23 protein-coding genes, 1 tRNA gene and 1 pseudogene are annotated in these 21,383 nt (G+C 55.2%); 13 read left to right on the top strand and 12 right to left on the bottom strand.

Going from position 1 to position 21,383, the window contains the following annotated elements:
* Positions 1-49 precede the first annotated feature (49 nt).
* The 6 genes from PGR09_RS12190 to PGR09_RS12165 form a co-directional block, all read right to left on the bottom strand.
* Positions 50-553, bottom strand: a complete 504-nt coding sequence (locus PGR09_RS12190; RefSeq protein WP_045392003.1) for a protein disulfide oxidoreductase — start codon at positions 551-553, stop codon at positions 50-52.
* Positions 543-1,154 carry a DsbA family protein gene (locus tag PGR09_RS12185; RefSeq protein WP_045392001.1) on the bottom strand — a complete coding sequence of 204 codons (612 nt, stop codon included), beginning with the start codon at positions 1,152-1,154 and terminating at the stop codon, positions 543-545. The genes PGR09_RS12190 and PGR09_RS12185 overlap by 11 nt, the downstream gene beginning before the upstream one ends.
* Before the next feature lies 1 nt (position 1,155).
* The gene (locus tag PGR09_RS12180; RefSeq protein ID WP_430916184.1) at positions 1,156-3,165 is read right to left on the bottom strand and encodes a protein-disulfide reductase DsbD family protein; all 2,010 of its coding nucleotides are present in this window, start codon (positions 3,163-3,165) and stop codon (positions 1,156-1,158) included.
* A gap of 49 nt (positions 3,166-3,214) precedes the next feature.
* Complete coding sequence (locus PGR09_RS12175) at positions 3,215-3,574, bottom strand: copper resistance protein (RefSeq protein ID WP_430916183.1); 360 nt, start codon at positions 3,572-3,574, stop codon at positions 3,215-3,217.
* Positions 3,575-3,698: 124 nt separating this feature from the next.
* A complete protein-coding gene (bglA, locus tag PGR09_RS12170; RefSeq protein ID WP_032712496.1) occupies positions 3,699-5,132 on the bottom strand; it encodes a 6-phospho-beta-glucosidase BglA in 1,434 nt (477 codons plus the stop codon).
* 119 nt (positions 5,133-5,251) lie between these two features.
* Positions 5,252-5,980, bottom strand: a complete 729-nt coding sequence (locus PGR09_RS12165) for a MurR/RpiR family transcriptional regulator (RefSeq protein ID WP_045391997.1) — start codon at positions 5,978-5,980, stop codon at positions 5,252-5,254.
* 50 nt (positions 5,981-6,030) lie between these two features.
* Between PGR09_RS12165 and yqfB the strand changes: the two genes are divergently transcribed.
* Positions 6,031-6,342, top strand: coding sequence for a N(4)-acetylcytidine aminohydrolase (gene yqfB / locus PGR09_RS12160; RefSeq protein ID WP_046881935.1), 312 nt, complete (start codon positions 6,031-6,033; stop codon positions 6,340-6,342).
* A 164-nt stretch (positions 6,343-6,506) separates the two neighbouring features.
* Positions 6,507-7,166: a PAQR family membrane homeostasis protein TrhA gene (gene trhA / locus PGR09_RS12155; protein ID WP_008806429.1), complete on the top strand. Its 660-nt coding sequence runs from the start codon at positions 6,507-6,509 to the stop codon at positions 7,164-7,166.
* Positions 7,167-7,367: 201 nt separating this feature from the next.
* Here trhA and ygfZ read toward each other — a convergent pair whose 3' ends face one another.
* Positions 7,368-8,351 carry a tRNA-modifying protein YgfZ gene (ygfZ, locus tag PGR09_RS12150; RefSeq protein ID WP_015369790.1) on the bottom strand — a complete coding sequence of 328 codons (984 nt, stop codon included), beginning with the start codon at positions 8,349-8,351 and terminating at the stop codon, positions 7,368-7,370.
* 223 nt (positions 8,352-8,574) lie between these two features.
* Between ygfZ and sdhE the strand changes: the two genes are divergently transcribed.
* Together sdhE and PGR09_RS12140 are read left to right on the top strand one after the other, a co-directional pair.
* Complete coding sequence (gene sdhE / locus PGR09_RS12145; RefSeq protein ID WP_015369791.1) at positions 8,575-8,841, top strand: FAD assembly factor SdhE; 267 nt, start codon at positions 8,575-8,577, stop codon at positions 8,839-8,841.
* Positions 8,822-9,232 carry a protein YgfX gene (locus tag PGR09_RS12140; protein ID WP_015369792.1) on the top strand — a complete coding sequence of 137 codons (411 nt, stop codon included), beginning with the start codon at positions 8,822-8,824 and terminating at the stop codon, positions 9,230-9,232. Before sdhE ends, PGR09_RS12140 begins: the two co-directional genes overlap by 20 nt.
* Positions 9,233-9,239: 7 nt before the next feature.
* On the opposite strand, the gene fldB is transcribed toward PGR09_RS12140, so the two are convergent.
* Positions 9,240-9,761, bottom strand: coding sequence for a flavodoxin FldB (gene fldB / locus PGR09_RS12135; protein WP_430916182.1), 522 nt, complete (start codon positions 9,759-9,761; stop codon positions 9,240-9,242).
* Positions 9,762-9,861: 100 nt separating this feature from the next.
* Between fldB and xerD the strand changes: the two genes are divergently transcribed.
* The 5 genes from xerD to lysS all read left to right on the top strand — a co-directional run bounded on the left by xerD (position 9,862) and on the right by lysS (position 15,944).
* Positions 9,862-10,758 (top strand): site-specific tyrosine recombinase XerD, encoded by an 897-nt coding sequence (gene xerD / locus PGR09_RS12130; RefSeq protein WP_032715787.1) that lies wholly within the window; start codon positions 9,862-9,864, stop codon positions 10,756-10,758.
* A gap of 22 nt (positions 10,759-10,780) precedes the next feature.
* Entirely contained in the window at positions 10,781-11,494 is a 714-nt protein-coding gene (gene dsbC / locus PGR09_RS12125; RefSeq protein ID WP_045374003.1) for a bifunctional protein-disulfide isomerase/oxidoreductase DsbC, read from the top strand.
* A gap of 5 nt (positions 11,495-11,499) precedes the next feature.
* A complete protein-coding gene (gene recJ, locus PGR09_RS12120; protein ID WP_047065373.1) occupies positions 11,500-13,233 on the top strand; it encodes a single-stranded-DNA-specific exonuclease RecJ in 1,734 nt (577 codons plus the stop codon).
* Between the two features lie 85 nt (positions 13,234-13,318).
* A protein-coding gene (gene prfB / locus PGR09_RS12115; protein WP_108418699.1) for a peptide chain release factor 2 occupies positions 13,319-14,417 on the top strand; the annotation gives its coding sequence in 2 pieces (ribosomal slippage) (positions 13,319-13,393 and positions 13,395-14,417; 1,098 coding nt in all).
* A gap of 9 nt (positions 14,418-14,426) precedes the next feature.
* A complete protein-coding gene (gene lysS, locus PGR09_RS12110) occupies positions 14,427-15,944 on the top strand; it encodes a lysine--tRNA ligase (RefSeq protein ID WP_015369798.1) in 1,518 nt (505 codons plus the stop codon).
* A gap of 106 nt (positions 15,945-16,050) precedes the next feature.
* Here the strand turns inward: lysS and idi are convergent, their stop codons facing one another.
* Positions 16,051-16,605, bottom strand: a complete 555-nt coding sequence (gene idi, locus PGR09_RS12105) for an isopentenyl-diphosphate Delta-isomerase (protein ID WP_047078932.1) — start codon at positions 16,603-16,605, stop codon at positions 16,051-16,053.
* A gap of 231 nt (positions 16,606-16,836) precedes the next feature.
* Between idi and actS the strand changes: the two genes are divergently transcribed.
* The 3 genes from actS (at position 16,837) to PGR09_RS12090 (ending at position 18,607) form a co-directional block, all read left to right on the top strand.
* Positions 16,837-17,556 carry an amidase activator ActS gene (gene actS, locus PGR09_RS12100; protein WP_315711386.1) on the top strand — a complete coding sequence of 240 codons (720 nt, stop codon included), beginning with the start codon at positions 16,837-16,839 and terminating at the stop codon, positions 17,554-17,556.
* Positions 17,557-17,636: 80 nt separating this feature from the next.
* Positions 17,637-17,710, top strand: a tRNA-Gly gene (locus PGR09_RS12095).
* A gap of 582 nt (positions 17,711-18,292) precedes the next feature.
* Positions 18,293-18,607: a hypothetical protein gene (locus PGR09_RS12090; protein ID WP_047039252.1), complete on the top strand. Its 315-nt coding sequence runs from the start codon at positions 18,293-18,295 to the stop codon at positions 18,605-18,607.
* Here the strand turns inward: PGR09_RS12090 and PGR09_RS12085 are convergent.
* A pseudogene (locus PGR09_RS12085) lies at positions 18,604-19,410 on the bottom strand (DUF4225 domain-containing protein). The gene PGR09_RS12090 and the pseudogene PGR09_RS12085 overlap by 4 nt on opposite strands.
* A gap of 294 nt (positions 19,411-19,704) precedes the next feature.
* Between PGR09_RS12085 and PGR09_RS12080 the strand changes: the two are divergent.
* A complete protein-coding gene (locus PGR09_RS12080; RefSeq protein WP_141097045.1) occupies positions 19,705-20,088 on the top strand; it encodes a hypothetical protein in 384 nt (127 codons plus the stop codon).
* Here the strand turns inward: PGR09_RS12080 and PGR09_RS12075 are convergent.
* Positions 20,030-20,548, bottom strand: coding sequence for a hypothetical protein (locus PGR09_RS12075; RefSeq protein ID WP_430916181.1), 519 nt, complete (start codon positions 20,546-20,548; stop codon positions 20,030-20,032). The genes PGR09_RS12080 and PGR09_RS12075 overlap by 59 nt on opposite strands.
* A 1-nt stretch (position 20,549) precedes the next feature.
* Positions 20,550-21,338 carry a winged helix-turn-helix domain-containing protein gene (locus PGR09_RS12070; protein WP_045391968.1) on the bottom strand — a complete coding sequence of 263 codons (789 nt, stop codon included), beginning with the start codon at positions 21,336-21,338 and terminating at the stop codon, positions 20,550-20,552.
* Positions 21,339-21,383 lie beyond the last annotated feature (45 nt).

The raw sequence follows: 21,383 nt of genomic DNA, 5'->3' as shown, positions 1-21,383 counted from the left end.
CTACGCCTTATCCGGGCTACCCAACGATGCGAGCCGGGAACCCGACGGTCTACCAGGAGGCCAGCCACAGCCGCAGGCGCATTCCCCAACTGCTGGTCCAGCCGGTGGTGACCGACTTCACCTCGCCTTGAGAAATGAACACCAGCGTTGGCGTCACCTGCACGTCCCACTGCCGCGCCAGCTGGCCGCTCGGATCATTCACCGTCGGCAGCGCCATTTTCTTCCTGGTCAGCCACTTCTCCAGCGTGGCGTTATCGCCGGAACGCAGGGCTACCGTCAGCACATTGCCGCCGTCGGCGGCAAGCGAGGCCACCGACGGCGTGGTATAGCGACAAACTCCGCACCAGGTCGCCCAGACGTACAGCAGCAGCGGCTTTTGCTGGCTCATAGCGTTCAGATCCAGCGTCCTGCCGTCGAGTGTCTGCAGCGATGTGGCGCTGAAGTTTTGCGGTAGCGCGGGCTGGCGAAAATAATCCACCGCCAGGCTCACCGCCGCGCCAATCAGCAGCCACACCGCCAGCTCGCGCAGCCAGCGCCTGATTTTACTGGCCACGGGCTTTCGCCAGCTGTTCTTTCACCAGCCCCTCCAGCTCATCAGCAGGGATTGCGCCGGCCACCATCTGATCGCCGATGATGGTCGCCGGGGTGCCCTGAATATTCAGCACCTGCGACAAAATCAGGTTCATTTTCAGCGAATCCATGGTCTTGTCATCAATATTCACGCTATCGGTGGCGGTTTTCTTCTGCGCGGCGGCGATGCTGGCGTCATCGTGATAGCCTTTTTTCGCCATCAGCCGCTGATGCAGCGCCCAGAACTTATCGGGCTGTTGACGCCAGGTGGAGAGCGCGGCTTTAGCGGCATTCACCGAACTCTGCCCTTTAAACGGCAGCAGCTTAACGATGAGCTGGATGTCCGGATTATCGTGGACGATTTTTTCCAGCATCGGATCAAACTGTTTGCAGTAAGGGCAGTTGTAATCGGTAAACGAGACGATCGTGAGCTTCGGCGCTTTCGCGCCGGTGCGCGGGCTGTTCGGATCGTTAAACAGCAGTTGGGCTAACTGGTCATTACCATTTGATTGCGGTTCTTGCTCCGGGGCGGCGAAGCTGAAGGCCGATACGCACAGCAGTAATAAGGCGGTGATAGCTCTCATGTTATTTTCCTTTAGCGGCGGACAGGGTGGCGAGAAGTTGTTCGCGATCTAACAGCGCAGGCAGAATTTGTCCCTGCGGCAATCCCGGTCCGTAAATCTGGTTAAACGGCACCGCGGCGCTGCCGCGAGCGGTTAAAAACTGACTAATGTCGGCGGAGGGGCGGCTCCAGTCGCCGCGTAAGGCGACCACATCTGGCGCTGATAGCGCCTGCTGGACGTCATCGCGCAGCAGCACGTTGTATTTATTGGCTTTACAGGTCACGCACCAGTCGGCGGTGACATCAATAAACACCCGCTTATGCTCCGCAAGGGCGCTGGCGATAGCCTGCTCGCTGAGAGGCTGCCAGTTAACCCGGTCGCGGCGCGGGCCCTGGCCGTCCTGTTGGGCGACAAAGACGACGGCGCCCGCCGCTACGATGGCCAGAGCGCCCGCGCGCAGCGCCGTACGCCAGCGGTAGCGCCAGGCGGTGGCCAGGAGCAGGACGATGGCCAGAATCACCAGCAGGGTAAGCACCGGCGTACGGCCGATGTGGATCGTCAGCAGGCTGACCAGCCATAGCGCTGAGCCAAGCATCATCAATCCCAGCACCACCCGCAGATGATTCATCCAGCGACCCGGGCGAGGTAGACGTTGCGCCAGACCCGGCCAGGCGACGATAAGCAGCCACGGCAGGCTCATGCCGATCCCCATGGCGAAGAAAATACCCCACAGCAGCGGCAGCGGCGCCACCAGCGCCACTGAAACGGCGGTACCGAGGAACGGCGCGGTACAGGGCGTCGCCAGCAGAGTGGCGAAGGCGCCCTGCCAGAAATGGCCCATTAAGCCGTTGCCGCCCCGGGTGGCGAGGAAGGTACTGGCGCTGGAGGAGAGACGGATTTCGAACAGCCCTAATAAACTGGCGCTGAACAGCAGCATCACCAGCGCCATCGCGCCGATAAACCACGGGTTCTGGAACTGGATCCCCCAGCCGAGCGCCTGATTACCTAAGCGTAGCGCGGTCATCATCAGCGCCAGCGCCAGGAAGGAGACGACGATCCCGCATACCGAGGCGAGGAACTGCCGCCGCACCGCGCCGCGTTCGCGACGTTCGGTTTGCACCAGCGAGCCGAGTTTCATCGCCAGCACCGGCAGCACGCACGGCATGACGTTGAGGATTAGCCCGCCGGCCAGCGCCATCAGCAGCACCCAGCCTAACGCCAGCCCCGGCGCGGCGCTGCCGGCGGCGATGGCGATATGGCTTTCCTGCGCCTGGCCGCTATCGGCCAGCACCAGCGACAGCGTTTTGCCGCCCAGGTCCGGCGCCGTTTCGCCCCAGCTATCGGTGACCGGTACGGTGGCGGTCAACGTATCGCCGCGGCTGGTAAAACTCGGCTTGCCGAAATCGACATCCTCCATGCTGTCGATAAACAGCGCTGGCTGCTGCCAGCCGGCATCGCGGCGAGCGGTTACCGTCAGCTTACCGCTGACGTAGCTGGCGCTAAGCGCCGAGGTGAGACCGTCGCGCAGGGGCAGCGTGCCCATCGCGCGGGTGAAATCGTAATTAAAACGCTCCCCCGCCGGAGCCGTCATATCCAGCGAAAAGGGGTAGTCAGTGAGAATGCAGACATTGCTGCAGGTAGAGAGCGTCAGTACGCCGCTAAGCGTCGGCGGTATTTTGCCGCGCAGGGTCATCGGGAAGCTGACGTCGCCGTGATACCCCTGAGTGGAAATGCCCGCGACGTCGAAGCGTTGCGGCGTCGGCCAACGCCAGTTAACCTCCAGCGGCGTGTGCCAGGCGATAGCCGGCGCGATGCCGCCTTCGCCCGGCGAACGCCAGTAGGTTTTCCAGCCCTTTTCCAGCGCTACGTCTAAAAGCAGGCGGGTGTCGCCATTGCTTTCGCTTTGCGCCCGCAGGCGCACGCTGGCGTGTTGATTGTCGGCGACGCGCAGCCAGCCGCTATCGGCAGCCTGGCTGACGGGCAGCCATAGCCAAAGCAGGCAGACCAGCAGTCGCCTGAATACCATAAACATAAATTTTCTCCGTAAGTAATAAATTAACCTGAGCTGTCAGGAGAATTAATCACTCACGGAAGACGCATAATCGTAGATGCACCCGCAATCGGGGGGGAGAAATGACGCGGGGAGGCCAGATACGCTCGATACGCGGCGGGATGGCCGCCAGCACCGCCAGCAGCAGGGTGATAGCGAGTAGCGCCCCTTCAAACAGCATCGGCGGAACGGCCATCAGCGACTTGGCGCTGAGTTCGCAGGGGGAGACCGGCGCCTCGGCATTATCCGGGCCAGGTTGGGCGGATTGGCTGGCGGCCGTGACGTTCATCACCAACGCATGCATCCCCGCCATTCTCTGGGCGGTGCAGATCAGCACCACCAGGCAGGCAAGGAGTACAAGAAGAATGGCTTTGCGTTGTCGCTTAATCATGGTCGCCTCAAATATTCACGAGGCCTATCTTATCGGGCGAACGCGTTTTAGCAATGGTAAAGCTGTAAAGAAGTGTCTGGCGGATAAGTGATTTGCCCCCTCCCGGCCGGGAGAGGGCGGTCAATTACAGATTCTCGCCGTTACTGGCGATGACTTCTTTGTACCAGTTAAAGCTTTTCTTGCGCGAGCGGGACATATCGCCGGTGCCGTCATCGTGTTTATTGACGTAGATGAAGCCGTAGCGTTTGCTGTACTGGCCGGTAGTGAAGGAGACGCAGTCGATGCAGCCCCAGGGGGTATAGCCCATCAGATCGACGCCGTCATAAGTCACCGCTTTAATCATCTCTTCGACGTGGGCGCGGAGATAATCGATGCGGTAGTCATCGTTGATGCTGCCGTCGGCTTCTACTTTATCGTAGGCGCCAAAGCCGTTTTCCACGATAAACAGCGGCTTCTGGTAGCGCTCATACAGTTCGCACAGGGCGTAACGCAGGCCAACCGGGTCAATCTGCCAGCCCCAGTCGGAGGCTTTCACGTGCGGGTTCGGCACGCTGCCTTCGAAGCCGGAAATGGCATCGCCGGTGCCGCCTTCGGCTTTCACCGCGTTGGTCATGTAGTAGCTGAAGCCGAGATAGGCGCAGGTGCCTTCACGCAGGATCTGCGCGTCGCCGTCTTCCATCTTGATGTTGAAGCCGCGGCGCTCCCATTCATTCAACACATAGCTCGGGTAGTAACCGCGTAGCTGGACATCGGTAAAAACATAGCGTTCGCGCATCGATTCCTGGGCGAACATGACATCTTCCGGTTTGCAGGAGTAAGGGTAGAGGGCGACCATCGCCAGCATGCAGCCGACCTGCATTTCCGGGTTGATACGACGCGCCGCTTTCACCGCCAGTGCGCTGGCGACGAACTGGTGATGCAGCACCTGGTACATGGTCTCTTCCGGGTTTTCATGCTCGGTATAGACCACGCCGGAGCAACAGTAGCCGAACAGCGGCGCGCGCCAGTTACGCTGGTTATTGATCTCGTTAAAGGTCATCCAGTATTTCACTTTGTGCTTATAGCGCTCAAAGACCACTTCGGCGAAGCGCACAAAGAAATCGACCACTTTGCGGTTGGTCCAACCGCCGTACTGCTGGACCAGATGCAGCGGCATTTCAAAGTGGGAAAGGGTGATTACCGGCTCGATGTTGTACTTCAGCAGTTCATCGAACATGTCATCGTAGAATTTCAGCCCTTCTTCATTCGGCTGAGTTTCGTCGCCTTGCGGGAAGATGCGGGTCCAGGCAATAGAGGTGCGGAAGCATTTGAAACCCATCTCGGCGAACAGCTTGATGTCTTCTTTGTAGTGGCCGTAAAAATCAACCGCTTCATGGTTAGGGTAGTATTTACCCGCCTCGACCTGTTGGGTGATTTCGCGCGGCACGCCGTGCGCCCCGCCGGTCAACACATCGCAGATGCTGGGGCCTTTGCCGCCTTTATTCCAGCCGCCTTCAACCTGATGCGCGGCGACCGCGCCGCCCCACAAAAAGTCTTTGGGAAGAGTCAATTTTTTCATCTTTGCTAATCTCTATGAATCACTATTGCGATTGAGTCTAGCAAAGCGAAATTGAATGTCACGATATAACAAATCCCGCTAAAGGTAATATGTTACATCAAAAAAACAGGCTGTTACTTTTAGCCGATTTTGCGCGCTAATTTACGCCCCAGTGATTCGAGTATATATATCACCGGGATCTGCGTTGTAATATCGTAAACGCCGCCGATGCGCGTTTGCGGCACGTGCCAGGAGAGATTGAAATCAGCCAGTTTCGCCAGCCGCGAATGCTCATGGCTGGTAATCGACATCACCTTGCAGTGATGCAGGCTGAACTGGCTGGCAAAGCGCAGGATCTCTTCGGTTTCGCCGGAGACGGAAAGCACAATCGCCAGCGCGTTGCGGGCCATATCATTGGTGACCGGGAAATAAGGATCGTCAATATGGTTGCTGAATTTGCCGACGTTGGAAAAGAAACGTGCGCCATATTTCGCTAGCGCGCCGGAAGTACCGGCGCCGACGAAAATAATACGTTCGGAGGAGAGAATAATATCGACGGCCTGTTCGAGCAATTCATCAAACTCGTCATTATTGACGCTTTTAAAAAAGCTCATTATTTCGCTGGCGCCGATATTTGCCTGTTGAGGCTCATTCTGCTCAAGATATAATTTAAAGCGTACGCGAAATTCAGAGTAGCCCTCGCACTGCAGTTTGCGGCAGAAGCGCAACACGGTAGTGGTGGAGACCCCGGCGGCCTCGGCCAGTTCGCGAATAGTCATGTACATCACTTTGTCACGATTCTTAATGACGTAGTGGTAGACCATCATCTCAAGATTATTGAGACTGGCGACAGCGGCGTGGGAGAACATACTCACAGTGGCGAACTCACAATTCATAAAGACCAGGACGGAATTATATCATGCAGGCTAATGACATTACCTTTTTTCAGCGTTTTCAGGACGACATCCTCGCCGGGCGCAAAACGATCACCATTCGCGATGCGGCTGAGTCGCACTTTAAGCCCGGTGATGTGCTGCGCGTCGGACGTTATGAAGATGACGGCTACTTTTGCACTATCGCCGTTACCGCGACCTCGACGGTGACGCTCGACACGCTAACTGAACAGCATGCTCAACAAGAGAATATGACCCTCGAACAGCTGCGGCAGGTCATCAGGGAAATCTATCCTGCGGAAGATCGGTTTTATGTTATTGAATTCAAACGCCTTTAAATAAAACCAGCACAGCTGTTAGTTGAAATATTCTTGTAACATTATGATTTTAATGTATTTACAAATATACATCGTTTTATTTTAGCTAACAGGTGTTCACTGGAATCATTCTCAGTTAACCTAAGTGGGCAATGAAAGCGTTCTTGTTTTCACGGAGTCAAAATATGGTTCGCAAACCATTAATCACTCAGGGATATTCTCTGGCAGAGGAAGTTGCCAACAGCATCAGTCACGGGATCGGGCTGGTGTTCGGTATTGTCGGCCTCGTGTTGCTGCTGGTGCAGGCGGTAGACACGAACGCCAGCGCGACGGCGATCACCAGCTACAGCCTGTACGGCGGTAGCATGATTATGCTGTTCCTCGCTTCCACGCTCTATCACGCTATCCCGCATCAGCGGGCGAAACAGTGGCTGAAGAAATTTGACCACTGCGCCATCTACTTGCTGATTGCCGGAACCTACACGCCATTTTTGCTGGTGGGATTGAATTCGCCGCTGGCAAAGGGGCTGATGATTGTCATCTGGAGCCTGGCCCTACTGGGGATCCTGTTTAAACTGACAATCGCGCACCGCTTTAAAATTTTGTCGCTGGTGACCTATCTGACGATGGGCTGGCTGTCGCTTATCGTGGTCTATCAACTGGCGGTGAAGCTGGCGGTGGGCGGGGTAACGCTGCTGGCGGTTGGCGGGGTGGTGTACTCGCTGGGGGTCATCTTCTACGTCTGCAAACGTATTCCTTATAACCATGCTATCTGGCACGGCTTCGTGCTCGGCGGCAGCGTGTGTCACTTCCTGGCGATTTATCTTTACGTCGGCCAGTCCTGATTTAACTTCCACGGTGGCGCTGCGCTTGCCGCGGTCACGATATTCTACGGCCTGGAAATTCCACGGTGGCGCTGCTCTTACCGTGGCCACGATATTCTGCAGGCTGGAAATTCCACGGTGGCGCTGCGCTTACCGTGGTCACGATATTCTGCAGGCTGGTAGCCCGGCTAAGGCGCAAGCGCCGCAAGCCGGGAACTGTTCTTAATCTTCTTCCAGCGAATACGGCAATGGTTTGATGCTCAGGCTGCCGGCATCGTCACGTACGCGGAACACGCTGTCCGGTTCCATATCGTTATTCATCACCACCTGGACCATCAGGCTTCCGTCATCCAACTGTACGGCTGCCAGCACCGTACCGGTGCGGCGCCAGTTGTCGCCCATTTTCAGCTCCAGATCTTCCCCTGCTTCCGGCACCCGGCTGGCAGTACCCGCCAGCGTCCACAGCGCGCGTTTATTGGCGCCGCGGAATTTCGCCCGGGCGACCATTTCCTGGCCGGTGTAGCAGCCTTTCTTAAAGCTGATTCCGCCCAGCGCCTGCAGGTTGGTCGCCTGCGGAATGAACTGCGCGCTGTTTACGCTGTCGATAACCGGCAGACCGGCCTCGATGTTCAGCGCCAGCCACTGCTGGCTGTTGTTAAGCTGCGCTTCGCCGCGCAGCGCGTCTGTCACCCGGTTGGCGGTGTCGGCATCGGTCACCAGTAGGAAGCGTTCGGCAGGATGTTCAAACCACAGCAGGCTGGTCACGCCTTCGGTGACCACCGGTTTACCAGCGTCCGGCAGTGCGGCGAATAGCGGCGCCAGCGCAGCGCGCGCCTGGAAACCGGCCACGCCCAGCAGGACCAGATCGTCGTTTGCGGCGATGGTGACTTTGGAGAAGACGGCATATTTTTTCAGTTCGGTCAGCTGCGCTTCGCGCAGGCTGCGGCGCTCAATCCACGCGAAACCGCCGTCGCGGTGGAAGACGCGCAGGTTGCTCCACATTTTGCCTTTGGCATCACAGTGCGCGGCAAGCAGATGCTGATCGGCGGTTAAATGGCTGACATCGGCGGTGATCTGCCCCTGCAGATACTTCTCGCCATCCGGACCGGTAATCGTCGCCAGCGCCCAATCATCCAGCGTCATCAGCGTTAACGGCAGACGAGCGGAAGAAGAGGGCTGACGCGGAGGAAAAGGTGTAAAAGCCATAGTCATATCCTGAATAGCTTAACGCAGAGTGAATGACTAATGGTAAAAGAGCTATGGTGCAATGCAAGCGCTTTCGGCAAGCCATTTGTGCCCTCAGGATGCGGTGAATAGCCAACCGGATTTTGGGCTTTTATGGAATGCTGCTCGCACAAGGCGATATTACTGTAAAGTAAGTGCCTAAAAAGGGTTAAACTAAGCTATATCTTGATGCTGGAAGGACAACATGGACATTAACAACAAAGCTCGCATCCACTGGGCATGCCGCCGCGGTATGCGCGAACTCGATATCTCCATCATGCCGTTTTTCGAGTATGAGTACGACACGCTCAGCGATGACGACAAGCGCCTGTTCATCCGTTTGCTGGAGAACGATGATCCGGATCTGTTTAACTGGCTGATGAATCACGGCAAGCCGGCTGATGCGCAACTTCAACGGATGATAAATTTAATCCAGACTCGGAATCGGGAACGTGGTCCTGTGGCAATCTGATTTACGTATTTCCTGGCGTTCGCAGTGGTTCTCGCTGCTGCTGCACGGGGTGGTGGCGGCGATAGTGCTGCTCATGCCCTGGCCGTTAAGCTACACCCCGATTTGGCTCCTGTTGCTATCGCTGGTGGTGTTTGACTGCGTGCGCAGCCAGCGGCGGATCCACGCCTGCCAGGGAGAAATTAAGCTGTTAATCGACTCCCGTTTACGGTGGCAAAAAACGGAATGGGATATCGTCGGGACGCCATGGGTTATCAGCAGCGGGATGCTGCTGCGCCTGAAGCATGCGGAAACCGGCCGTAGCCAGCATTTGTGGGTGGCGGCGGATAGCATGGATGCGGGGGAATGGCGGGATTTGCGCCGGCTGGTGCTGCAAAAGCCGGCGCACGACTAACTCAGGATCAGGCGAAGTGCTCCGCCATTTCGCCGAGGATCTGCTCGCACCAGTTCTGGATGCGCTCATCGCTCAGGTCGTATTGATTGGTTTCATCCAGCGCCAGGCCGACGAACAATTGGCCATCGGCGATAACCGGTTTCGGGCTGGTGAACTCATAGCCCTCGGTTGGCCAGTAGCCGACAAACTTCACGCCTTTGGTCGCCAGCTTATCGTGCAGCATCCCCAGCGCGTCAAGGAACCATTCGCCGTAACTAAGCTGATCGCCCATGCCGTACAGCGCGACGATTTTGCCATTCAGATCTAAGGCGTCGAGCTGTTCCCAGACCGCTTCCCAGTCTTCCTGAATTTCGCCGAAATCCCAGGTCGGGATGCCGAGGATCAGCACGTCGTACTGGCTCATCAGCGCGGGGGAGTCATCTTTCAGATTATGCAGCGTCACCAGCTCGGGGCCGATGATATCGCGGATTTTTTCCGCGGCCATTTCGGTGTAGCAGGTACTGGAGCCGTAAAAAAGACCTATATTCATCGCGTAAACGTCTCAATTCTTGCCGTGAATTGCGCCCAGTGTACCAGAAAGGCGGCCTCTTAAGGCATAATGAGGGCGTATAACGAACAAAGAGGCCGATGTGAAACAGGATCTGGCACAAATTGAACAGTTTCTCGATGCCCTTTGGCTGGAGCGTAATCTGGCGGAGAACACGCTCAGCGCCTATCGTCGCGATTTGACGATGCTAGTGGAGTGGCTGCATCATCGCGGGCTGACTCTGGCAAGCGTCGGCAGCGACGATTTACAGGCGCTGCTGGCCGAGCGGCAAACCGGCGGCTACAAAGCGACCAGTACCGCACGGCTGCTTAGCGCCGTGCGCCGCTTCTTCCAGCATTTGTACCGGGAGAAAGTCCGCCCGGACGATCCCAGCGCGCTGCTGGCTTCGCCGAAGCTGCCGCAGCGGCTGCCGAAAGATCTCAGCGAGGCGCAGGTTGAGCGTCTGCTGCAGGCGCCGCTGGTGGAACAGCCGCTGGAGTTGCGCGATAAGGCGATGCTGGAAGTGCTGTATGCCACCGGCCTACGCGTATCCGAACTGGTTGGCCTGACGATGAGCGATATCAGCCTGCGACAGGGCGTACTGCGGGTTATTGGTAAAGGCAACAAAGAGCGGCTGGTGCCGCTGGGCGAAGAGGCGGTGTCATGGGTTGAAAATTACCTTGAATACGGCCGCCCGTGGCTGCTGAACGGCGTGGCTTCGGACGTGCTTTTCCCCAGCCAGCGCGCGCAGCAGATGACGCGACAGACCTTCTGGCACCGCATTAAACACTATGCCGTACTGGCGGGGATCGACAGCGCGAAGCTCTCCCCGCACGTGTTGCGTCATGCGTTCGCCACGCATTTGCTCAATCACGGCGCCGATTTACGCGTGGTACAGATGCTGTTAGGACACAGCGATCTTTCCACCACGCAGATCTACACCCACGTGGCGACCGAACGTTTACGACAACTTCATCAACAGCATCACCCGCGGGCGTGAGTGCTGAATAAAAGGACTGAGTATGAAAAAAGGTTTATTGATGTTCACCCTGCTGGCGGCCTCGCTCTCCGGCGCGGCGCATGCCGATAGCGCGGCGATCAAACAGTCGCTGGCGAAACTGGGTGTGCAGAGCACCGATATCCAACCGTCGCCGGTTTCCGGGATGAGCACGGTGCTTACCGACAGCGGCGTGCTGTACGTCACTGACGATGGTAAACACATTATTCAGGGACCGATGTACGACGTCAGCGGCGCGCAGCCGGTTAACGTCACCAACCAGTTGCTGGTCGGCAAGCTGAACGCCTTATCCAAAGAGATGATTGTCTATAAAGCGCCGAAGGAGCAGCATGTCATTACCGTCTTTACCGACATCACCTGCGGCTACTGCCACAAGCTGCACGAGCAGATGAGCGACTATAACGCGCTGGGGATCACCGTGCGCTATCTGGCCTTCCCGCGTCAGGGGCTGCAAAGCCAGGCCGAGCAGGACATGAAAGCGATCTGGTGTGCGAAAGATCGCAACAAAGCGCTGGATGACGCCATGAACGGTAAGGGCGTACAGCCGGCGAGCTGCAATGTGGATATCGCTAAACATTACACGCTTGGCGTACAGATGGGCGTCAACGGTACCCCGGCGATGGTCCTTAGCAATGGTATGGTGCTGCCAGGCTATCAGGGGCCGAAAGAGCTTAAAGCTTTCCTCGACGAGCATCAAAAACAGACAAGCGGTAACTGATTCGCGTGAAACAACAGATACAACTACGCCGCCGCGAGGCGGTTGATGGCGTCGACCTTCCCGCCGACCTGCCGCCGCTGCTGCAGCGGCTGTATGCCAGCCGCGGCGTGCGCAGCGCGCAGGAGCTGGAACGCGGCGTCAAAGGCATGTTGCCATGGACGCAACTCACCGGCGTTGAAAAAGCCGTTGAAATGCTGCATGACGCTTTCCAGAAAGGGTTACATATTGTGGTGGTCGGCGATTTTGACGCCGATGGCGCCACCAGTACCGCCCTTAGCGTGCTGGCGCTGCGCGCGCTGGGCTACGGCAACGTCTCTTATCTGGTGCCGAACCGTTTTGAAGACGGCTATGGTTTAAGCCCGGAAGTGGTCGATCAGGCGCACGCGCGCGGCGCGCAGATGATCATGACCGTCGATAACGGTATTTCATCGCATAGCGGCGTCGATCATGCCCATGCGCTGGGTATCCCGGTGCTGGTGACCGATCACCACCTGCCGGGCGATACGCTGCCGGCGGCGGAAGCTATCGTTAACCCTAACCTGCGCGATTGCGACTTCCCGTCAAAATCGCTGGCCGGGGTTGGGGTGGCGTTTTATCTGATGCTGGCGCTGCGCACTTTCCTGCGAGATAACGGCTGGTTCGAGGCCCGCGGTATCGCCGCGCCAAACCTTGCCGAGCTGCTGGATTTAGTGGCGCTGGGCACCGTTGCGGACGTCGTGCCGCTGGATGCCAACAACCGCATCCTGACCTGGCAGGGGTTAAGCCGCATTCGCGCCGGAAAATGTCGGCCAGGCATTAAAGCGCTGCTGGAAATTTCTAACCGCGATCCGCAAAAGCTTGCCGCCAGCGACCTCGGTTTCGCCCTCGGGCCGCGCCTGAACGCTGCGGGGCGGCTGGATGATATGTCCGTCGGCGTCGCGCTGCTGCTGTGCGATAACATCGGAGAAGCGCGGGTGCTGGCCAGTGAGCTCGATGCGCTTAACCAGACGCGCAAAGAGATCGAACAGGGGATGCAGGCCGAAGCGCTGACCCTGTGTCAGCAACTGGAACGCAGTAGCGAAACCCTGCCCGGCGGGCTAGCGATGTACCATCCGCAATGGCATCAGGGGGTGGTCGGCATTCTGGCATCCCGGATTAAAGAGCGCTTCCATCGCCCGGTTATCGCTTTTGCGCCTACCGGCGACGGCACGCTCAAAGGTTCTGGCCGCTCTATTCAGGGGCTGCATATGCGCGATGCGCTGGAGCGCCTTGATACGCTTTATCCTGGGCTAATCCTGAAGTTCGGCGGCCACGCAATGGCGGCGGGCTTATCGCTGGAAGAGGCGCGTTTTGAGGAGTTTCAACAGCGCTTCGGCGAGCTGGTGACCGAGTGGCTGGATCCCGCATTATTGCAGGGCGAGGTGGTTTCCGACGGCCCGCTGGCGGCGGCGGAGATGAGCATGGAAGTGGCGCAGATGCTGCGCGATGCCGGGCCATGGGGGCAGATGTTCCCGGAACCGCTGTTTGATGGCCGTTTCCGCCTGCTGCAGCAGCGGCTGGTGGGCGAGCGTCACCTGAAGGTGATGGTCGAACCGGTTGACGGCGGGCCGCTGCTGGACGGTATTGCCTTCAACATCGATACTTCCATTTGGCCGGATAACGGCGTGCGTGAAGTACAGTTAGCCTACAAGCTCGACATCAACGAGTTCCGCGGCAACCGTAGCCTGCAGCTGATCATCGATCACCTCTGGCCAAATTGACAACAGTGTATTAATAAGGGCGCGAATCCGGTAGAATTCCGCTCTTATCACCGCATTTTGACAAATCCATTAAAAGAAACCGACCATGTTTGAAATAAATCCGGTAAAAAACCGCATTCAGGACCTCACGGAGCGCTCCGACGTTCTTAGGGGGTATCTTTGACTACGATGCGAAGAAAGAGCGTCTCGAAGAAGTAAACGCCGAGCTGGAACAGCCGGACGTCTGGAACGAACCTGAGCGCGCACAGGCGCTGGGTAAAGAACGTTCTTCTCTGGAAGCTATCGTCGAAACGCTGGATCAGATGACCCAGGGTCTGGAAGATGTCGCCGGACTGCTGGAGCTGGCGGTAGAAGCCGAAGACGAAGAGACCTTCAACGAAGCGGTTGCCGAGCTGGACGGGCTGGAAGAGAAGCTGGCGCAGCTTGAGTTCCGCCGCATGTTCTCCGGCGAGTATGACAGCGCCGATTGCTATCTTGATATTCAGGCCGGTTCCGGCGGCACCGAAGCCCAGGACTGGGCCAGCATGCTGATGCGCATGTACCTGCGTTGGGCGGAAGCGCGCGGCTTTAAGACCGAAATCATTGAAGAATCCGAAGGTGAAGTCGCGGGCATTAAATCCGTGACCATCAAAATCATGGGCGATTACGCCTACGGCTGGCTGCGTACTGAAACCGGCGTTCACCGTCTGGTACGTAAGAGCCCGTTCGACTCCGGCGGCCGCCGTCATACCTCCTTTAGCTCGGCGTTCGTTTACCCGGAAGTTGATGACGATATCGATATCGAAATTAACCCAGCCGACCTGCGTATCGACGTATACCGCGCGTCCGGCGCCGGTGGTCAGCACGTTAACCGTACGGAATCCGCGGTGCGTATTACCCACATCCCGACCGGGTTGGTGACGCAGTGTCAGAACGACCGTTCGCAGCACAAGAACAAAGACCAGGCCATGAAGCAGATGAAAGCGAAGCTTTATGAGCTGGAAATGCAGAAGAAAAATGCCGAGAAGCAGGTGATGGAAGATAACAAATCCGACATCGGCTGGGGCAGCCAGATCCGCTCTTACGTGCTGGACGACTCGCGTATTAAAGATCTGCGCACCGGGGTGGAAACCCGCAACACTCAGGCGGTGCTCGATGGCAGCCTGGACCAATTTATCGAAGCAAGTTTGAAAGCAGGGTTATGAGGAACCAACATGTCTGAACAACAAGCACAGGGCGCTGACGCGGCAATTGACCTTAATAATGAACTGAAAACCCGTCGTGAGAAGCTGGCTGCGCTGCGTGAGCAGGGCGTCGCATTCCCGAACGATTTCCGTCGTGACCATACCTCTGACCAACTGCACGCTGACTTCGATGCCAAAGAAAACGAAGAGCTGGAAGCGCTGAATGTCGAAGTGGCCGTTGCTGGCCGCATGATGACCCGTCGTATCATGGGTAAAGCGTCTTTCGTTACCCTGCAGGATGTCGGCGGCCGCATTCAGCTGTACGTCGCGCGCGATGACTTGGCAGAAGGCGTCTACAACGATCAGTTCAAAAAATGGGATCTCGGCGACATCATCGCCGCCCGCGGTAAGCTGTTCAAAACCAAAACCGGCGAGCTGTCCATCCACTGCACCGAGCTGCGTCTGCTGACTAAAGCCCTGCGCCCGCTGCCGGACAAATTCCACGGCCTGCAGGATCAGGAAGCGCGTTACCGTCAGCGTTACCTCGATTTGATCTCTAACGACGAATCCCGTAACACCTTCAAAGTACGTTCGCAGATCCTGGCTGGCATCCGTCAGTTCATGGTTGGCCGCGGCTTTATGGAAGTGGAAACCCCGATGATGCAGGTGATCCCAGGCGGCGCTTCCGCGCGTCCGTTCATCACCCATCATAATGCGCTGGATCTGGACATGTACCTGCGTATCGCGCCGGAACTGTATCTGAAACGTCTGGTGGTTGGCGGCTTCGAACGCGTCTTCGAAATCAACCGTAACTTCCGTAACGAAGGGATCTCCGTTCGCCACAACCCAGAGTTCACCATGATGGAACTCTATATGGCCTATGCGGATTATAAAGACCTGATTGAGCTGACCGAATCCCTGTTCCGCACCCTGGCGCAGGACATCCTCGGTAATACCGCGGTGCCTTATGGCGATCAGACTTTCGATTTCGGCAAGCCGTTCGAAAAACTGACCATGCGTGAAGCGATTAAGAAATACCGTCCGGAAACCGAGATGGCGGATCTGGATAACTTCGATTCCGCGAAAGCGATCGCTGAGTCTATCGGCATCAAAGTTGAAAAGAGCTGGGGTCTGGGCCGTATCGTGACCGAGATCTTCGAAGAAGTGGCGGAAGCGCATCTGATCCAGCCAACCTTCATCACCGAATACCCGGCAGAAGTCTCTCCGCTGGCCCGTCGTAACGACGTGAACCCGGAAATCACCGACCGCTTTGAATTCTTCATCGGCGGCCGCGAAATCGGTAACGGCTTTAGCGAGCTGAACGACGCCGAAGATCAGGCGCAGCGTTTCCAGGATCAGGTTGACGCGAAAGCCGCCGGCGACGACGAAGCGATGTTCTACGACGAAGACTACGTCACCGCGCTGGAACACGGCCTGCCGCCGACCGCCGGTCTGGGTATCGGTATCGACCGTATGGTGATGCTGTTCACTAACAGCCACACCATCCGCGACGTTATTCTGTTCCCGGCGATGCGTCCGCAGAAATAATCGCTTCTCGCGAAAAGTAAAAAACCCGGCTTGCCGGGTTTTTTTATGTCTGATGTCAAGCTTCGTCTCTGGCGTAGCCTGGGTCTTTAATGCTCGTCACTCGCGGTTACGCACGTAAACGCGCGACAAAGTCTATCAACGCCTGACGCGCGTTTTTGTTTTTGGCTTCCAGCACCATCCACGGGCTAAAGGCCCACGGGGTAGTAGCCAGCGCGCTTAACATTTCCGGTAGCTCAACCCACTGATAATCCATGACTTCATCATCATTCGGTTGTAGTTCGCTGACCACGCGTGCGGCAAAAACCGGGCACACTTCGTTTTCGACGATGCCATTCGGGGCGACGGCGCGGTAGCGGAAAGCCGGGTGGACGGGGGCAATATCAGCGATCTCGACGCCCAGTTCGAAGCGGCAGCGCCGGGTGACGGCCTGTTCGAAGGTCTCGCCCTGTTGCGGATGTCCGCACACCGAGTTAGTCCACACGCCGGGCCAGGCTTTTTTGCTAAGCGAACGGCGCGTGACCAGGAACTGGCCTTGCTCATTGAACAACCAGCAGGAAAACGCGAGATGCAAAGGGGTATCGAGCGTGTGGGCGGCATACTTCTCCAGCATACCTGTGGGTTTATCTTGCTCATCCAGCAAAATGACGTGTTCCCCGGCCATGACGACTCCTGAAAAAAATAAATGACCCGGCACAAACCCGCCGGGTCATGTACTCAGGCCACTAGGGTAGCCCATAAATGGGAGAAAGGCATTACCAAAACAAGCCCTGCAGGTATTCGTCGGTCGAGAACAATAGTAGAAAAAGCCCAGGACATTGGGGATTGTCCCTCGGGCTGGTATGATATTCGTCCATGACGCCGAGATGAGAAACCGTTGAGTGCAGGACGCCTGATGAAAACACGCTTTTATATCGCGATGATGCTGCTTGGTAGCCTGGTGTTAGCCGGCTGTTCCAGCACATCGGATTCTGGTTCCACCTATACCGTGAAGCGCGGCGATACGCTGTATGCGATCTCCCGTAGCACCGGCACCAGCGTACGCGATCTGGCGCGCCTGAATAACATCTCTCCGCCATACACTATTGAAGTCGGGCAGAAACTGAAACTTAACGGCGGTTCGAAAGCAAAAAGCGGCACCGCCGGGAAAAAATCCTCCAGTACCCGCACAGCCGCAGTAACGCCATCATCGGCGGTGCCGCAGTCCTCATGGCCGCCGGTGGGGCAGCGCTGCTGGCGCTGGCCGACCAGCGGTAAGGTGGTGATGCCGTACTCCACCCGCGATGGCGGCAATAAAGGTATTGATATCGCCGGTACCCGCGGCCAGCCGGTTTACGCCGCCGGCGCCGGTAAGGTGGTCTACGTCGGCAACCAGCTGCGCGGCTACGGCAACCTGATCATGATTAAGCATAACGAGGATTACATCACCGCGTATGCGCATAACGATAAGATGATGGTTAATAACGGCCAGAGCGTGAAGATTGGCCAGCAGATTGCGACCATGGGCAGTACGGACGCCGATTCCGTACGGCTGCATTTCCAGATTCGCTATCGCGCCACGGCCATCGACCCGCTGCGTTATCTGCCGCCGCAAGGCAGTAAGCCTAAGTGCTAAAAGGTTATTTTATCAGCAGTTAGTCCAATTCGGGCTTGCCACAGGGTGCGTAAGGTCTATAATGCTTTTCGCACCTCTTCGCGGGCGTAGTTCAATGGTAGAACGAGAGCTTCCCAAGCTCTATACGAGGGTTCGATTCCCTTCGCCCGCTCCAAACCCTCTTAATAATCAATAAGTTAGATTATTCAGTCAGTTACGTTGCCCTGCTTTACAGGTACAACTTAAACTACCCATTGTACTACGCCCGCATGATTGGTCTGTGGTACAGGGGAGCATATCTTCACACTGGCAGTCGTTCCATCGTTCATACCGCGACAGTACAACAACGAACAAAAAGCCGCATACCAGGCATAACTCCCGAACAGATTGATCACACGCATTTAAGCCCGATGTGTGGCCTTGTGGCTGCGTAAACAGGTGAATAGTGGTAAACGTACCTGCACACCATATGCAGGTTCTGCCAGCGCTTCGCTCACGCTCCGAAAGGTACACGAGCACCCTGATAAGGTGTGATCCTTCTGACAATCTGATTTAGTCACTGATGACTTTCGCTAAGCTAAACCAACCAGGTTGGCCTGATGAAGTCGCTACGCTTGTTGCTTGTACCACTAACGGGGCGTTATGGCTTCTATTGTCTGAAATCTGATACATTGCATAAACATCATGTGGATTGCTGTAAAGTTCATCACTATGATTATGTGTGCCATTGCCAGTTAAGAAATGCGGAGAGGACAATATGGATGTTACTGATGAGGCTTTGTTGAGTTCTGGCTTTACACCATCGGATTTGAAGAAGATAAAGAACAACGTTGAAAGCTATGGTGGAACGTTGGGGAATGCAATCAGGGACCTGGCCAGGCGATTTATTCTTGCCGTGTGGGTTGTATCCGGTTGCCTTGCTGTATTCATTTTTCTTGTGATGTTCGCATCTGAGCAGAGTGTTTTCTCTGGTGCTATTGGCCTTTCTTGTGGCGCAGCGGTTGCAATTTTTATACAACCGCCTGTACTTGCTTATAAATCTTGGCGATTCTGTAGAGTGAACAAATCTTAATTAGTACTGTTATCAGTAGCCAGAAGATCAAAAATGACTTTCGCTTTGACACCATATCCAGCGATTTTCATCGTTAGCTTAGGCTTGCTCATTGTGTCAACTTTTCGGTAGTAATCACGCGGCAGCCAACGGAATAATCGCCAAGCTCCGGGTTTCCTTGCTAAGCCGAAGATACTACAGACACTCGCCCCAAGAGTCACCGTATTATAAAGAGCTAATCCACTTTTTGGGCTAAACCCCATAAATTGTGCAGTCTCCATTGCGCCATCAGCAAAAATTCCTTCCGATTTGGATTGTTCACCATAGCGAAGATGGCTTGCTTCTTTTGTTATACCGTTAATACCATCAACAAATAAAACTGCTCCTGCAAGAACTCCAATAGGGGTCATAGTGGACATCATAACCATCCCACCAAATAATGCTGCTCCAGATACCACTATATGGATTGCCGAAATCACGTATCCGACGATTTTATTGTTTTCCCTGACAAACTCGACCTTTGCATAAAGTTGGGCGGCTCTGGTTCTTAACAGGCGTTCTTGTTCTTGCAAATTATCTGTTTCAGCACGAAGATTTTTGATGCATACAATACATTCTTCATCGGTTTTAGCTCATCGTGCTGTTTCAAATTCTTTATCTACAACCTGTTTTATCTCTTCGACAAACTTGATTCGTGTAAGACCATCTTGCAAATAGAATGCTGACAGCCGGTTTGCTGTTTCGACGAGTTTCCGGGCTTCAAGATTCACCATGGTATCTGACCATGTTCTGTTCCAGCCCCTGTTGAGTAGCGCAATATCCATTAAAGACTCCTTCCCAAAATGTATCTGGTCATTTTACGTGCAGTAAGGTCGAAGACAACAGGAAATGCTTTCCCAACGTCTGATTTTAGCGGAACGAACACATAATCAAACTCGGAGACTCCACATGGTAATTCTCTATTTTTCATTGTCCGACGTTTCAAACGTCCTGGAGTACGGGTAGGACTGCGAGCGCGGCACTAGCGTAATAAGCAATGTCCCATCAAGCGGAAGTTAGTACAGGCTGCGTTTAATACGCAGACCGAAGAGTTTTACTTTAACGCTGACGATTCTGTTATGTCGTTCCGTGAAGGGAAAGAGGCGAACGGAATTGGCCGTAAGACCCACACCTGCCGCGAGTTCCTGATTTGTGATGATTCCACCCTGAAAAGAATCTGCCGGGGCATGGGCCAACTGGAAGCGATGCGCCATGCTGGCTTTGCCAGACTGGGTGACAGCCCGGAATTTCGCCAGTTGTGGTGCGGGGAGCCTAAGTCTGTTGATGACAATTTCAACACGAAGAATCTGCTAAAACTTGGTGCTGGCTCTATGACCGATCATCCGTGGCGATTCAGAGAGATACATCAGGTCATCCTTAACCCGACGCATATCCAGAAGGTGATTAATCCTCGAAGTGATTCATTACGCAGGCAAAGCGGGGTGAAAAGTTATCGCCAATAAGAACCGTTTCCTCATTTAGCCGCTTTAACATATACAGCTTGTCGGCACGTTCGTAAGCGTCGAAGAAGAGATAATCGACAGCGTCCGTTGCTTCATCATCGGGGGATTTTTCGCGTCCCTCGGGAGTGAGCATGAAAACGCCGGCAGTATGTCCAAGCGGACGAGCATACCGAAAGAACAATTTTCGGTTTACAGCAAACTCGCCGTCATCGCTTTTGAGCTTTCCTTGCACTGATAATGAAAGGTGCCCGGAGTTGTAGCTGGTAATCAGCATGATTCCGTGGAGTTCCTTTTTGGTATTCTGGATGTCGAGTATCGACGTGAATTCCGAGGAGCAGGAAAAACTGATTTCTTGTTTTTTAGCATTCCCAGTGATAATCAAATAAGCGATAGCGGCCAGCCCAATAATGACAATTACGACTGACCAGAGTAAAAAAGAGTGATCGCTTTCCTGCTTCATATCATTCCTCATGATGGCGATACTGGCTGATGCAATGGTAATAGCCGAGGTTGAGGCCGCATTCAGCGGCAAACGACCAATCAACCAGGTTATGGTTGCTCGCCCAGGTATTAAGATACAGGTCTTTAGGGTGCGAGCAGTTGGGGCTAATCCCCACGGACTTGAAAATATCCAGCGCCTTCTTTTCGGTTATCGTGTCTGTGAGGGCATTTCCTAATATATGTACACGGCATTGCTCGTAGTCGATGGTTCGCAAGATAGCCGCGTCCGTCATGGCTATATGATTGGGTATCCATGTTAACCACGCTGTTGCCAGCACGGCGATGCTGGTAATTAACGCTGTGATAGCGACAGGCCACCGGTTTGGTTTCTTTCTCCTCGGCGTCGATGCAACATAGGCAACTCTGGCGGCCGTTTGCGCTTCTTCCATTTGCTGAATATTGATATTGACGTCGCCCATCCGAAATCCAATACGAGGAATGGTAACGATGAGTTCTGCAGGATGACCTGTTGACGTAATGGCTTTGCGCAAAAATGAAATGTGCTGGTTAAGATTCGCATCCGTCGCTCTGGCGCCATTCTGCTGAAAAACATTCAGCAGAATTTCATCGCGCGAAGATATCTCTTTACCATTTTGCAACAAATAGAGCAGTAATTGTGTGGCCACATTATTCAATGTGGCTATTTCACCAGATGCCACGTCTTTTAGGGTATTTTTAAGTGGTCTGAAAACTAAACCATCACCAATAATTACGGATTTAATTTTGTTTATTGGTATATGAGAAATCACTGATGTCTCCTTTAAAGCAGGATATCTCGCATTCGAGTGGGGGAA

This window comes from Klebsiella sp. 141251 (assembly GCF_050600725.1).
Lineage (GTDB): Bacteria > Pseudomonadota > Gammaproteobacteria > Enterobacterales > Enterobacteriaceae > Klebsiella > Klebsiella aerogenes.
Note: the sequence above shows the minus strand (reverse complement) of the source record. Positions and strands in the feature narration are given on the sequence as shown.

What these genes read in the sequence shown, in the direction of transcription:
- PGR09_RS12185 (WP_045392001.1), bottom strand. Translation starts at nt 1,154, where the DNA reads ATGAGAGCTATCACCGCCTTATTACTGCTGTGCGTATCGGCCTTCAGC.
- PGR09_RS12180 (WP_430916184.1), bottom strand. Translation starts at nt 3,165, where the DNA reads ATGTTTATGGTATTCAGGCGACTGCTGGTCTGCCTGCTTTGGCTATGG.
- PGR09_RS12175 (WP_430916183.1), bottom strand. Translation starts at nt 3,574, where the DNA reads ATGATTAAGCGACAACGCAAAGCCATTCTTCTTGTACTCCTTGCCTGC.
- bglA (WP_032712496.1), bottom strand. Translation starts at nt 5,132, where the DNA reads ATGAAAAAATTGACTCTTCCCAAAGACTTTTTGTGGGGCGGCGCGGTC.
- PGR09_RS12165 (WP_045391997.1), bottom strand. Translation starts at nt 5,980, where the DNA reads ATGTTCTCCCACGCCGCTGTCGCCAGTCTCAATAATCTTGAGATGATG.
- yqfB (WP_046881935.1), top strand. Translation starts at nt 6,031, where the DNA reads ATGCAGGCTAATGACATTACCTTTTTTCAGCGTTTTCAGGACGACATC.
- trhA (WP_008806429.1), top strand. Translation starts at nt 6,507, where the DNA reads ATGGTTCGCAAACCATTAATCACTCAGGGATATTCTCTGGCAGAGGAA.
- ygfZ (WP_015369790.1), bottom strand. Translation starts at nt 8,351, where the DNA reads ATGGCTTTTACACCTTTTCCTCCGCGTCAGCCCTCTTCTTCCGCTCGT.
- sdhE (WP_015369791.1), top strand. Translation starts at nt 8,575, where the DNA reads ATGGACATTAACAACAAAGCTCGCATCCACTGGGCATGCCGCCGCGGT.
- fldB (WP_430916182.1), bottom strand. Translation starts at nt 9,761, where the DNA reads ATGAATATAGGTCTTTTTTACGGCTCCAGTACCTGCTACACCGAAATG.
- dsbC (WP_045374003.1), top strand. Translation starts at nt 10,781, where the DNA reads ATGAAAAAAGGTTTATTGATGTTCACCCTGCTGGCGGCCTCGCTCTCC.
- lysS (WP_015369798.1), top strand. Translation starts at nt 14,427, where the DNA reads ATGTCTGAACAACAAGCACAGGGCGCTGACGCGGCAATTGACCTTAAT.
- idi (WP_047078932.1), bottom strand. Translation starts at nt 16,605, where the DNA reads ATGGCCGGGGAACACGTCATTTTGCTGGATGAGCAAGATAAACCCACA.
- actS (WP_315711386.1), top strand. Translation starts at nt 16,837, where the DNA reads ATGAAAACACGCTTTTATATCGCGATGATGCTGCTTGGTAGCCTGGTG.
- PGR09_RS12090 (WP_047039252.1), top strand. Translation starts at nt 18,293, where the DNA reads ATGGATGTTACTGATGAGGCTTTGTTGAGTTCTGGCTTTACACCATCG.
- PGR09_RS12080 (WP_141097045.1), top strand. Translation starts at nt 19,705, where the DNA reads ATGTCGTTCCGTGAAGGGAAAGAGGCGAACGGAATTGGCCGTAAGACC.
- PGR09_RS12075 (WP_430916181.1), bottom strand. Translation starts at nt 20,548, where the DNA reads ATGAAGCAGGAAAGCGATCACTCTTTTTTACTCTGGTCAGTCGTAATT.